The organism is Arthrobacter sp. TmtSoilC48, from assembly GCF_059739425.1.
In genome coordinates, this window is the sequence record NZ_AP046049.1 from 3,062,013 (window position 1) to 3,075,280 (window position 13,268).

10 protein-coding genes are annotated in these 13,268 nt (G+C 61.3%); 5 read left to right on the forward strand and 5 right to left on the reverse strand.

All coding sequences use genetic code 11. The annotated features are described in order from the left end of the window. Nucleotides 1–24: 24 nt before the first annotated feature. The 5 genes from AC6I97_RS14330 to AC6I97_RS14350 form a co-directional block, all read right to left on the reverse strand. Nucleotides 25–996 (reverse strand): LysR family transcriptional regulator, encoded by a 972-nt coding sequence (locus AC6I97_RS14330; protein WP_217376623.1) that lies wholly within the window; start codon nt 994–996, stop codon nt 25–27. Nucleotides 997–1,009: 13 nt separating this feature from the next. After that, a complete protein-coding gene (locus tag AC6I97_RS14335) occupies nt 1,010–2,683 on the reverse strand; it encodes a sulfatase family protein (protein ID WP_497945238.1) in 1,674 nt (557 codons plus the stop codon). A 45-nt stretch (nt 2,684–2,728) separates the two neighbouring features. After that, nucleotides 2,729–5,062 carry an arylsulfatase gene (locus tag AC6I97_RS14340; RefSeq protein ID WP_497945239.1) on the reverse strand — a complete coding sequence of 778 codons (2,334 nt, stop codon included), beginning with the start codon at nt 5,060–5,062 and terminating at the stop codon, nt 2,729–2,731. A gap of 75 nt (nt 5,063–5,137) precedes the next feature. Then, nucleotides 5,138–6,748: a sulfatase-like hydrolase/transferase gene (locus tag AC6I97_RS14345; protein WP_367652299.1), complete on the reverse strand. Its 1,611-nt coding sequence runs from the start codon at nt 6,746–6,748 to the stop codon at nt 5,138–5,140. 164 nt (nt 6,749–6,912) lie between these two features. After that, entirely contained in the window at nt 6,913–7,800 is an 888-nt protein-coding gene (locus AC6I97_RS14350) for a formylglycine-generating enzyme family protein (RefSeq protein WP_437344721.1), read from the reverse strand. 357 nt (nt 7,801–8,157) lie between these two features. Here AC6I97_RS14350 and AC6I97_RS14355 point away from each other — a divergent pair, with 357 nt between their 5' ends. The 5 genes from AC6I97_RS14355 to AC6I97_RS14375 are packed head-to-tail and all read left to right on the forward strand — an operon-like array spanning nt 8,158 to nt 13,266. Beyond that, nucleotides 8,158–9,177, forward strand: coding sequence for a VOC family protein (locus tag AC6I97_RS14355; protein ID WP_217376628.1), 1,020 nt, complete (start codon nt 8,158–8,160; stop codon nt 9,175–9,177). Then, on the forward strand, nt 9,177–10,127 hold the full coding sequence (locus tag AC6I97_RS14360; RefSeq protein WP_217376629.1) for a fumarylacetoacetate hydrolase family protein: 951 nt from the start codon (nt 9,177–9,179) through the stop codon (nt 10,125–10,127). The genes AC6I97_RS14355 and AC6I97_RS14360 overlap by 1 nt, the downstream gene beginning before the upstream one ends. Continuing rightward, nucleotides 10,124–11,164, forward strand: a complete 1,041-nt coding sequence (locus AC6I97_RS14365; protein WP_217376630.1) for a cyclase family protein — start codon at nt 10,124–10,126, stop codon at nt 11,162–11,164. Before AC6I97_RS14360 ends, AC6I97_RS14365 begins: the two co-directional genes overlap by 4 nt. 49 nt (nt 11,165–11,213) lie before the next feature. Then, nucleotides 11,214–12,299, forward strand: a complete 1,086-nt coding sequence (locus tag AC6I97_RS14370; RefSeq protein WP_217376631.1) for an amidohydrolase family protein — start codon at nt 11,214–11,216, stop codon at nt 12,297–12,299. Next, nucleotides 12,292–13,266, forward strand: coding sequence for a fumarylacetoacetate hydrolase family protein (locus AC6I97_RS14375; RefSeq protein ID WP_217376632.1), 975 nt, complete (start codon nt 12,292–12,294; stop codon nt 13,264–13,266). Before AC6I97_RS14370 ends, AC6I97_RS14375 begins: the two co-directional genes overlap by 8 nt. Nucleotides 13,267–13,268: the final 2 nt, after the last annotated feature.

A 13,268-nucleotide genomic window follows, 5' to 3' on the forward strand; every position in this document is an offset into this window, starting at 1 on the left:
TCTACCTCTTGGTTCGAGCGGTTGCTAAGCCGTCTCTGGGTGACCGAAGCCGGGGTCCGAAACGACGAGCGGGTGAATAGTGGGTTGGAAGAGTTCCGGCAGTTGTGCGCTGGACCGTATCACCACGGACCTCAGCCAAGTGTTTGCCGGGTCATCGTTTTGAATCGGGTGCCAAAACATGGCCTCGACCAGGAACGCCTCTTGTTCCAGAGGCAGCTCAAGTATGGCTATAGCGTCCGCCTGTTGAGCACGTGCGGCGAGCATTCGCGGTACCGCCGCGACGAGGTCTGTTCCATCAACAAGCAAGGGCAGTGCCAGGAATCCGTTGGTGACGGCGGCGACGTTGCGTTTGAGGTTGAGTTGTTCGAAAAGCTTGTCTGCCGGTGTCCTAATGCCCTCACCAAAGAATCCGACTGCGTGCGGCAGCTTGGCCAGTTCCGCAAGCGTGATACTGCGCTGGTCCAGAACCGGATTGGCTGCCCCAACTATGGCTACGAAACTGTCCCGGAACAGCTGCCTGCTCGCTCCCGGCATACCATAGCCAGCGGGTGCGATCAGCAAATCCATCCGGGAGAACTCGGATACTTCGCCACTGATGGAGCTGGTGGGAACAAACTCCACGGAGACTCCCGATGCTTCCTGCTGCAATATGCGGCGCATCGGCCCGACCAGCAGAGTCGCTGCGTAATCGGACGCGGCGATGATAAAGGTGCGGCCCGTGGTTTCAGGATCGAATGCCGAGCGCGCTCCGGACATCCGCTGAATCCGGTGCATCGTCTCGTCGACGAGTGGGACAAGTGACTGGGCAAAAGGTGTCAGTTCATACTTCCGGCCGACCCGGAGCAGCAGCTCGTCGTCGAAGTGTCGTCGCAGACGCGCCAAGCCTGTGCTGGCGGCGGGTTGGCTGATCTGAAGTTGGTCAGCAGCCCTCGAGACATTCCGCACCTCGAGCAAGACATGCAGCAGCGGCACCAAATTCAGGTCGATACCTTTCACAGCGCGTGCCCCGTCATCGGATTGACCTGCTGCCGTCTGTCGGGAGCTCGGAATGGACGCCGGCCTGTACATCCGGGCTCGGTTCAAATCCAAGCCTCCAGGCCCTGAACCACAAAGGCCCGCCGTGAGGCTCAACAGGACCGGTATACAGTTGCCAGCTCCTGCCGTCGTCTGCCGGCGACCCGCCGAGGCGTTCAAGCATTGCCAAGCTCCGTCCGGGGACGCCGGGCTCAACCGTGGTCCATCCGATTGATGCTCCGGGCGTTTCGCACGTCGCTTCAAATCCTTGGGGAGTCTCGGTGATGGTAGGCCTGGCAGTGACTTGGCGCTTGCCTCCGGGTCGCCATGTTTCGATGAGCGCGTCCTCGTTCATCAATCCGAGGTCTCCGTAGTGTTCCTGCCAGTCGCGCAGGGCAGCCCTCATCCTCGTAACCGTGGTCTCGAATTCCGGGTTCGACGCGAGATTGCGCGTTTCGTGCGGGTCCGCGGCAATGTCGTACAGTTCCTCTTCGGGTTTGCTTGATGCCACAAGGGTGCGCTGTAGGTCCGTGAAGAGAGTGCGCGGCTCGCCGCGGCCCATCTGGCTGGCCTCCTGCTTGGCCAAGTTGCGGAGTTCAATCCAGGTCGCCAACTGATCCGGATAGCTTGTATGAGGAAGGGCTGCCCGGTCAGGGTGGAAATGCCGGATATATCGGAACCGGGCGTCCCGGACGGTCCGGGACGTGTCCTCTGCCTCATCCATACGGTCCCGCCCACCGAAGGCGTACTGGTTGGTTTCCCTGATAATCCCACCGGTGGAAGAAAGGAACGACACCCCCTGCATGTGCCCGGGGATCGGAAGGCCACAGGCATCGAGCATGGCAGGAGCCAGGTCGAGTGTCTGCACCACATCGGTGATTACAGTTCCTGGAGCGATTTTCCCTGGCCACCGCACAATAAGGGGTTCGCGCAGCCCTGCTTCCGTGGCCCATCGCTTAGCGCGCGGCAAACCGCGGCCGTGATCGCTCCAGAAAACCACGATCGTATTTTCGGTCAGTCCGTCCTCGTCCAGCTGATCCAGGATGCCACCCACCCAGTGGTCCATTTCGGTGATGAGATCCAAGTATCGGGACCACGCCATTCTGAACACCTCGGTGTCCGGGTAATAGGGGGGCAGCGGCGCGTCTTCCGGGCGATGGCGCTGTTCCGCTTTCACATTCAACGTCGCCTTGGCGAAGGCTTCATCATCCAGGTGAAGCTGGGATTCGTGGGTGCTCATTCCCTGGAAGGCAGCGAAAAACGGGGCGGCAGCGTCAGGCCTGTTCCTCCAGTGCGCTGTCGGGGAACAATCGTCATAGACGGTGTTCGGCACGTCAACCTGGAAATCGGTGTACCAGTTGTTGGTGCAGTAGTAACCGGCCTGACGGAAATACTCCGGCAGCAGCCGTACCTCCGGGGGCGGGACCGCGCGGGTGCGCATATGCATGGTGCCAATCGCCGTGGGGTAGCAACCTGTCATGATTGCCGACCGGGCCGGTGCGCACACAGGAGCGGCGGCGAAGGCCTGGTCGAACCTGGCCCCTTCATTGGCCAACCTGTCAAGGTTAGGTGTGATGGAGGACTCGGCGCCGGGCCACACGCCCGCGTAACACCCGAGATCCGGGTTGATGTCGTGCGTGGAGATCCACAGTACGTTGGGCTTTTCCATGACGTCTTTCTATATGAGTAGGCTCAGGTACATTGCCTTCAGGACTTAGTCGAAGACTTTCTCGACTTCCTGCTCGATGTCGATGATCTGTTCCCTGTTGTAGGCTGCCTTGGCGCCGGGGGTATACCGGACTGAGGAGAGCTTTCCTGTATACGGGAAAGCTCCCCGCCGTTGGTACAGGTCCCAGTCCACGGGTCCTCCGCGGTCAATGCCGACGCTGATGCCGGTGAACGGACACATACCGCCGGTCAGCTGAAGAACCGGGCCGAGCCGGACTTGGCTCTCTCCAGTACTGACCTCAATGTCCCACTTGAAATCGGGTGTCGCGACGAAACTGACCCTCACATCCAGCATGCCTTCGGAAAGCGGAACTAACGTGCGCAGCATTTCCCCGTATTGGTTGTACGACAAGTGCAACGCGTCAGCTTCAACGTACAGGCTGTAACCACCGCCCTGGTCTCCGTGGGCGAGAAGAACCCCCTCGTTGCCCGGCCTGTGCTCCAAGCGGACGTCAATCTGGAATGAACGCATTCGAATGAGCTTGTTGGAACGGAAACGTTCCAAGGTTGCTGTTCCGGGGTACAACGTCACCGGTTCTTCGAAGAGAAGTTCGGTCGAGGGACGGTTGCGCATCATCGAATGGTCATCATTGAGCGGAAACACCTGGTTGTGCCATGCCGCGGCCTTCCAGCGTTCTGCAAGTTCCCGGACCAGTTGCGGCTGCTCAGGGGCTAGGTTCCGAAGTTCAGTTGGATCGGCTTCAATATCGTAAAGTTCCCATCCGTCCTCTCCCCCGGTGGACCCATTGGGGTGAGGCTCGATGGCCTTCCATCGCCCGTCAAGAAAGGACCTGCGGCCACCCAACTCAACGTATTGCTCTGTGTGGTGCGTCGGTAGTGCAGGGTCGCGCAACCATGAATCAAAGGAGTAGCCGTCCGTTTCAAGGGCCGGCCGGCCATTCCTGCTCTCCAGTGGTTCAACTCCCGCGAGCGCCATCAACGTAGCTCCCAGGTCAGTTGCGTAGGCGTACTGCGTCCTGAGCCCGTTGTCGCCTGCCGCCCGCGGCAGTCCCGCAGGCCACGACAGCAGCATCGGGACTCGGACGCCGCCTCCGTAGGTGTGCGACTTGTACAGCCGGAACGGCGTATTGGAGGCATAGGCCCAGCCATGGGGGTAATGCACGTAAGCTTGCGGGCCGCCAATAAGTTCAGGATCCCGAGCGACATCAGTAGTCCATTCCTGCGGCAACGCCGGATTGCGGGCACCGAAGCCACTGAAGTAACTGCGGGTACCTCCGGACCCGCCTCCCGCTGCTCCCCCGTTGTCGGAGGTGAAAACCACAATGGTGTTTTCGTATTCGCCGGATTCCTTCAGATGGTCAGTGAGCTTCTTGAGGTTCTGGTCTACGTTGTCGATCATGGCGGCGTAAACCTCCATGTACCTGGCGAACAGTTCTTTTTGTTCTCCGGTCAATGATTCCCAAGGGACGACCTCCGCGCCGGGTTCTGTATTTCGGGGCGCGCACTGGGTCCCTTTGGGGAAGAGGCCGCTGCTGACCTGCCGTGCGAACCGTTCGGATCGGATGTGGTCCCAGCCGGACTCGTACTTTCCACGGTACTTTTCGATGTCAGCAGCTTTAGCTTGAAGTGGTGCGTGTACGGCCTGGTGCGAGAAGTAGAGGAAGAACGGTTTCGCCGGATCCGATGCGCGGAGTGACTTGATCATGTTGAGGGCGCGGTCCGTCAGGTCATCCGTGAGGTAGAAGTCGTCAGGATATTCGTCCACCGGCACTTGCGCGTTGTCCTGCACCAAGCGGTGGGGGTGGAAGAGAGAAGTAAACCCGTCCATGCATCCGTAGTACCGGTCGAAGCCGCGCTGGACCGGCCAGCTGTCCTTCGCCGCCCCATCATGCATCTTCGACTCAAGGGTAAGGTGCCATTTGCCCACCATGAAGGTGGCGTAACCTCCGGCCCGGAAGTTTTCCGCCAACGTCGGGGCGTCCTCGGGCAACTCCATGGCGGTGTTGGGAAATCCGGGATCCATGTGGGGGACAAAGGCGAAGCCTGCGCGGTGCGGGTTGAGGCCTGTGAGGATCGCGGCCCTCGACGGAGCGCACATCGGCGGTGTCTGATAGTTGTTGAGCCGGTACCCCTCACCCGCTATTTCTTCCAGCGTAGGAGTGTCGATCTCCGCCCCAAAAGGCGAGATGTCGCTGAAGCCCATGTCATCGAGGAGCATAAGGATGACGTTGGGAGCGCCCGACCGGGCGCGTCGCTGCCTGGGCCAGGACGGTGTTGAGTCTGAGGCGCGTTCGCTGACGTGTCCCTCGAATTGTTCGTATCCGCGGACTGGGTAGGGGCTGTTGTGTGCTGGGCTCATTGCTTCCTCACGTTGGAAGTAAGTTCATGGTTGGGACGAAAGGCTGGCACGCCAACCGGGCAGGCCGGTTCCGTTTTACGGTCGTCGTGGTTTGTTGTAGTGCTTGTAGGCGATATCGAAGCCCTGGCTGATTCGCGTCTGCATCAATTGCTCGGCGTCCTCCGACAGTTGCTCGTGCGGGCGGCCTGCGACCAGGTCTTCACCGTTGGAAGTAAATCCTTCCGGGCGGCCTTGGAGTGTTTTTGCCAGCAGGCGCCTCCATGAGATCAGGTTCTCGGAATAATCTTCCCGGGTTGAGAGGTCAATAATCTCGTCAGGGTCTTCGACCAGGTTGAAGAGCTGTTCGGCGCCCGAACTGTCGAACCAGATGTACTTCCATTTACCGTCAGTCAGCGAATGCCAGCTGGGTTCGTACATCAGGTTTCCTTCGACCTGTTGTCCAGGCAGGGCAGGGTACATACCGGCGTGCGCACCGCGCAGCGAATTCTCGCTATGGAGGTACTCACGCCAATTCGGCTTTTCGCGCTCCAGCTCATCCCCGTTTTCGCGGTCCAGCTCATCCCCGGTCTCCAGCAGGGAGACGATGCTCTCACCGTCTACGCCTTCGGGGCAGGGAAGGCCCGCAAGGTCAAGGACAGTGGGTAGGATGTCGTGCCAGCCTACGGGCTCGTCCCGTACCTGCAGCGGAGAAATGCCCGGCCCTGCAATCAGGAACGGAATATGCGCCGACCCTTCGTAGGGGCGGGACTTGTGATACAGGTAGTGGTCCCCGAGGTTCTCTCCGTGGTCGGATGTGAAGATGATGTAGGTATTCGGCATCCGCGCGACCTTTGCCAGAATCCTGCCGATTTGGTAATCCGCGAACGTAATGTTGCCGTAGTAACCCGCTTGGACAGATTTCAACAACTCGCCGTCAAGATTGACGTAGCCGGTTCGGTCGGGGTTCCAGTTTGCTACCGGCGGGATGTCCCACTCCCCGATGGCCGGTTCGTCTACATCCCCGTTGTTGTAATAACGGTTGAAGAACTCTGCCGGCGGGTTGAGCGGGCCATGGGGGGCGTAGTAGCCCACCGAGAGGAAGAACGGGCGGCCGGTGTCCCTGACATTCAGGAACCTGAGCGCCTCCTCTGTGGTCCACTGCGTGTGGTGAAACTCGTTTGGCATGTGGAAGGGAGCCGCTACCAGGGAGTTGTTGCCCGTACCGTTGCCGTAATAGCCGCCGGCCAAAGCGGGGGCATTGTTCCGAAGGAATGCGAAGAAGTGATCCTTGGTATCTTTCAACTCCGAGCTCGGATCCCCCGGCACGTAGTATTCGAACCCGTTCGGATCATCTGATGGGACCGTGTGGAAGGTGCGGCCCACCAGAGCAGTCTGATAACCACCGCCCCGGAGCTCCTTTGGTAGGGAGTGCTCCATAGGAAAGTATGGGATCCCAATGTTTCCCTGTACTCCATGTGTGGATGCCAATTGCCCGGTGAGGAACGTCAGCCGTTGCGGGATACAGACGGGACATGTTGAGTAGGCAGCGGAGAAGCGTGCCCCCCGTACAGCCAGATAGTCCAAGTTGGGAGTGAACACCCGCCGTTTGCCTTCTATGCCCAGGCAATCAGCTCTGTGCTGGTCGGTATGGATGACGAGGAAATTAGGCTTGGCCACTCCGAGCGTCCCTTCTTGTACGGACGGCACCGGAACCAAGGCGCCAAGGAAGATCCCTAGCCACCACCTGTATGGTCCGGATGCGTTGTTGATTCACCTACTACGGTGACGCAACTCATGTATCCGGGAAAGCCCGATCTGTGGATACAAACTATTAGGGAGTGACATACACCGGTGCCGGGGTTAGTGCCTTCTCACACATCAGAAGCGGTTCGGAAACCGCAGTTGCCGCTGGATGAATCAGGCGTGTTCGAGGTTCTGGCGGCGACGCGGTAACGGTTGCAATATGAGTCGTGGCAGAGGTAGGAGCCGCCCCGCATGACGCGTCCCGCTCCCACCGTCGGTCCTTGAGGGTTCAGCTCAGGCGAGTTGCGATAGTACCGGGGCAGATACCAGTCCGAGCACCACTCCCACACATTGCCGGCGACTTCAAACAGCCCGTATCCGTTGGGAGGAAAAGTCCTCACGGGCGCAGTTCCAACGTAGCCGTCGTCGGCTGAGTTGTATTCAGGAAAAGTGCCTTGCCAAATGTTGCAGAGATGCTCGCCATTCGGCCCTCTGAGTTCGTCACCCCACGCGTAACGCTTCCCCGAAAGCCCTCCTCGAGCGGCGTACTCCCATTCGGCTTCAGTGGGAAGACGACGCCCTGCCCATTGGCAGTAGGCCAAAGCGTCGTCATGGGATACGTGGACAACCGGGTGGTCAGGTATCTCGGACCAATGCGAGTCCGCTCCCCCGGGGTGCCGCCAGTGCGCTCCCTTCACACTCAACCACCAAGGAGCGCCTGATGCTTGCCCTAGTACATCCCCGGGGGGCGCCGCGAGGAGTAAGTGGAACACTGCGGAGGTACCGTAAAGCTCAGCTTCGGTTTTGTAGCCAGTGGCCTCCACAAACCTGCCGAACATCTGGTTGGTCACCGCTGTTTTATCGATGCGGAACTGGTCAACGCTGACCTGGTGGACAGGGGTTTCACCATTGGCGGCGTAGCCTTCGTTGAAGGCATCGCCCATCGAAAAAACACCTGACGGGATTAGCACGTCCTCATGAGCCACATTCAGCGTGCGGTGGTCACCAAGCGCCAAGTGACCTCTCACGGGCCCCTGCCCCTCTCTACCGCCACCAGAGCAACACGAACCTGGTGATTGGCGGGCTTCATCACCCAAATGGTTGCTGACACTAAACTCCGCCCCGGGCTCTTCGGCCGGCACAGCAGTGGGCTGCTCTTTCATGGTGTTCCCTTTCATATGAACAGTGAGAAACCCGCAATCGGGCAGGCATCGCGAGCCGATAGTGCCACATGCTATCCCCTGTGGACCATTCACTCTGCTTATATTTGGCATTCAAGAATTGGTCTATTGCAAATACCAGTCGGGATCCATAGTGGTGAGTGATGACCCCGGAACACGGGGATCCAATTCTCTCCCGAAGGAAGTACCCACGTGGAAACTCCACTCTCTCATCTTGCCCACCTCGAGATCACCACGCCGGACGTTGAGGCGTCGGCACGGTTCTACGAGGAAAAGTTCGGCATGCGCATCATCGACCGTATCGGTGGCAACGTGTACCTGCGATGCTGGGGCGATTACTACCGTTACAGCCTGGTAATCACCGAAGGTCCGGAGGCCTCTTTGGGGCGGATGGCATGGCGCACCAACTCCCAGGCCGCACTTGAAGCAGCAGCAGCTCGCGTGGAAGCCACCGGCGTACAGGGCACCTGGACTGCCGGCGGCCACGGCTACGGCAAGGCATACGAGTTCACCGGCCCCTACGGCCACCACATGCGGCTGTTTTATGACGTGGAGAAGTTCGTTGCAGAGCCCGGTTTCGAATCGACCTACCCGGACCGCCCCGAACGCCGCAGCAGCCACGCCGCAGCTCCCCGCTTCCTGGACCACGTCACAGTAGCGAGCTCGGATGTCCGCGGCTTTGCCAAGTGGTACAACGAAGCCCTGGGCTTCCGTGTCATGGCGTTCGTGGACCTGGACGAAGCACCCATCACCGTCTTCTCCGTACTCACCACCAACGAGAAGTCACACGACCTCGGCGTCGTCCTGGACACCTCCGACCGCGCCGGCCGGGTTAACCACATCGCTTTCTGGGTGGACGCCACCGAAGACCTGCTCCGTACCGCAGACGTCATGATGGAAAACGGCACCCCCATGGAATACGGCCCCTCCATCCACGGCGTGGGCGAGCAGAACTTCCTCTACTTCCGCGACCCGTCCGGGATGCGTGTGGAGCTGAACTCCGGCGGCTATCGCAATTACGTCCCGGACTGGGAAGCCAACACCTGGAAGCCCTCGGAGGGCTCGAACAATTTCTACAAGAACGGCGCCATGCCGCACTCCATGACCGAATCCTTCCCCCCGGCCGAGGGTTTCACCGCCACCGAAGAAGGCGCCTCCCCCGAAATGAAGGAAGCCCTCCTGAACCCCTACGCCAAGCAGGGCCGCGGCTAATGACCCAGCCAGAATATTCACTGATCCGCTTCCAGGAACCCGGCGACACCAAAACCCGGGCCGGCCTCCTAGTCGGTGACCGGGTCCTGGCCCTGGACCGGGACATCAACTCAATCATCCAACACTGGGACACCACCGAAAACGAACTGGACTCACTCGCTGCATCCGTTGGTGAGGAAATCGGCCTGGCCCTGGCCGCCGTCGAGGTCGTCTCCCCGGTGGAACCCGCGCAGGTCCTGCAGACGGGGGCGAACTACCGCAAGCACGTCATCGACCTCGCCGTCGCGCACCGCGAACCGGGCCAGGACGCCGAAGAGGTACGCGCCAAAACCGCCGACATCATGGACAGGCGCGCCGAGCAGGGAACACCGTACTTCTTCATCGGCCTCCCGACGGCGATCGCTTCGGCCACGGACGACTTGACCCTCCCGTCGTACTCAAAAACCCACGACTGGGAACTGGAACTGGCCGCCGTGATCGGCAAAACCGCGTTTCGGGTCACCCCCGAAGAAGCACTGGAGTACGTCTTCGGCTACACCATGGTCAACGACATCACAACCCGTGAATACGTGTTCCGCAAAGACATGCCCGCGATCGGTTCGGACTGGTACCGGGCCAAGAACGCCCCTGGATTCTTGCCGACCGGGCCTTTGCTGGTCCCGGCGAAGTTTTTCGGCGACCCGCAGGACGTCCGGGTGACCTTGAAGCTCAACGGCAAACCCATGCAGGACGAATCAACGCAGGACATGATCTTCGGCGTCGCCAAACTCGTCAGCGAAGCGTCGCAGAACATGCCCCTGCGCCCCGGAGACCTGATCCTGACCGGCAGCCCGGCAGGCAACGGCCAACACTGGGGACGGCTCCTCCAAGACGGCGACGTTATGGAAGGCACCATCACCGGACTGGGCACCCAACTCATCCACTGCAAAGACGAAGGCAACCAGCCGTGACCGCCCAGGACACAGCAGACACCACCGGCACCGGGGAATCAGCCACTGATTCCCCGGTGATCCGGCGCGAGGACCCGCTCGGCAGCATCACCACAGCGGCCTACAAATACAACAACTGGGGCCGCTGGGGCGAGGATGATGTGCTGGGCACCTTGAACTTCATCGACACCGCCAAACGCATCCAGGCCGCCGCCCTGGTCACCACCGGTGAAGCGTTCTCCTTGTCCCAGCCCTTCGACACGAACGGCCCGCAAAAGGGGTGGCGGCGCCGCACCAACCCTGTGCACACCATGACCGACACCGGAGTCGACGCCGAACGCGGCAACCAAGGCTTCCCCCACGGATTCGGCGGAGCAGACGACGTCATCGCCATGCCCCTGCAGTGTTCCACCCAATGGGACGGCCTGGGCCACATCTTCGACCGCGGCCAAGCCTGGAACGGCCGGGCCGCCGGAGACGTCGTCACCTCAGAAGGAGACCTGTACACCGGTATTGAAACCGCCGCCGCGAAGATCGTCACCCGCGGCGTGCTGCTCGACGTCGGTCGCGCCCTGGGCCCCGAACTCGGACACCCTGAGGGGGAACTGCCCGACGGGTTCGCGATCACCGCCGAACATCTCGAACGCACCATCGAGCTACAAGGATCCAGCTCCACAGTGGGCCGAGGGGACATCGTGGTGATTCGCACCGGCCAATACACCCGCGTCCGACGCGAAGGCTGGGGAGACTACGCCGGAGGCGCCGCCCCGGGCCTGTCCTTCAGCACAGCCCCTTGGCTGCACACCACCGAGATCGCCGGAATTGCCACCGACACGTGGGGCTTTGAAGTGCGTCCCAATGAGTTCGATGGTGCGTTCCAGCCACTCCACCAGATCGCTATCCCCAACCTCGGACTCTTCCTCGGAGAAATGTGGGACCCGGACGCATTGGCCCAAGCCTGCGCAGCAGACGGGAAATACGACTTCCTGCTCACCGCCGCCCCGCTGCCCATCACCGGCGCGGTCGGATCCCCCGTCAACCCCATCGCCCTCCGATAAACAAACGAACCAGCCAACCACCACCACTACCTTCGAGGACGGAACAGACATGACCGAAACCTCCGCCAACCCCACAGTGGACGTCCACGCCCACGTCCTCCTTCCGGCCCTCCAACAACTGGTTGCAGATTCCGATCCTGAGGGCTTCGCCGCTCTTCAGGCCCTGGAAGTCCGACGCAACGGGCCCGAGTCCATGGCCGCTTCGGGACTGATGATCAAGGAACGGTGGCCGCAGCTCACGGACGTGAACCGCCGGCTCGCGGACATGGACGCCCAAGGCGTCGACATCCAGCTGGTCTCCCCGTCGCCGTCGCACTTCTACTACTTCGCCGGCGAAGAACTGGCACTGCAACTCGCCTCCGCGGCCAACCAGGCCGTCCGGGACCTCGTGGACCAGGCACCCGACCGTCTCCACGGCCTCGGAGTGGTCCCGCTCCAGCATGCCCATCGCATGGTCGAAGCTTTGGAGCATGCAGTGCTGGAATGCGGACTGCTCGGCGTGGAAATCGGCTCCTTCGCGGCTACCCCCGGCCGGGACCGCACCACCGTGGAACTATCCGACCCTGGCCTGGAACCGTTCTGGTCCCGGGCCGAGGAACTCGGCGCAATAGTGTTCGTGCACCCCTTCGGCTGCTCCTTGGATGAACGGCTGGACCGCTTTTACCTCGCCAACACCATCTCCCAACCCGCCGAGAACGCCGTTGCCCTGTCCCACCTGATCTTCAGCGGCGTCCTCGACCGCTACCCGAACCTGAGAGTCCTCGCCGCGCACGGCGGCGGGTACCTGCCCACCACCATCGGCCGCTCGGACCACGCATGGAAAGTGCGCCCCGAAGCCCACGGCTGCGCCGAACCGCCCTCTTCCTATCTGAAGAAACTCTTCTTCGACTCGCTGGTCCACAGCTCCCGCGAACTGCGGGCACTCATCGAGGCGGCCGGCCCCGGACAAGTGCTGCTCGGCTCGGACTACCCGTTCGACATGGGCTCCGAACAACCAGCAGAGAAGGTCATGGCCGCAGGGCTTCCCGAGATCGAGGCCGCATCAATTCTTGCCGGTAACGCCGCCCGGCTCGGCATTACTGCTGCCTCGACGCGCACGGCGGGCCACGCCGTCCAAGGAGGCACCCATGGTTAAAATCGCCCGATGGAATGACGACGGCGGCACCCAGACAGGATTCGTCGACGACGGCAACTGCTTCGCCGTGGCCGAGGGACGCACCGTCAACCACCTCTTGGATGCCGGCTTGGAAGGAACTCTGGCCATCGCCGAGGAAACGCTCAGCACCATAAACCCCGTCCCGCTGCGGGACGTCCAGTTGGTGGCACCTCTCCAACCGGCCACCATCCGGGACTTCGTCGCGTTCGAGGAACACGTCGAAGGCGTCCGGAAAAGCATCGACGGCGTAGCAGGCGTAGTCCCCGAATGGTACGAGGCGCCCACCTTCTACTTCACCAACCCGCACACCGTGACCGGCACCGGCGAAGTCATCGGAATCCCGGCCGGATGCACAGACCTTGACTTCGAAACCGAAGTCGCCGCCGTCGTCGGACACGTCACCGGCTCCGACGGACGCAACCTGACCGTCCAGGACGCACACCGCCACATTTTCGGGTACACCATTCTCAACGACTGGTCCGCCCGCGACCTGCAACGACGGGAAATGAAGGTCAGCCTCGGACCCTGCAAAGGCAAGGACTTCGCCAACACACTTGGGCCCTGGATCGTGACCGCAGACGAGTTCGAGAACCTGCACGACGACGAGGGCTTCCTCCCGATCTCCATGGCGGTAGAAGTCAACGGCCAGCACATCGGCCAGGACTTACTCTCCAACATGGGCTGGCCCTTCGCGGAACTCGTAGCCTACGCATCCCAGGACTCCGTGATCCGGCCCGGAGACGTCCTCGGCTCAGGCACCTGCGGCAGCGGATGCCTCGCAGAACTCTGGGGACGCAACGGCACCCAAACACCCCAGCCACTGAAGACCGGGGATACCGTCCGAATGACCGTCGAAGGCATCGGAACCATCGAAAACACCGTCGGTAGCCGGCGGGAAGCCATCACAAGGGTTCCGGCCCGTAAGCGGCCACGGATGCAAAGATGAAT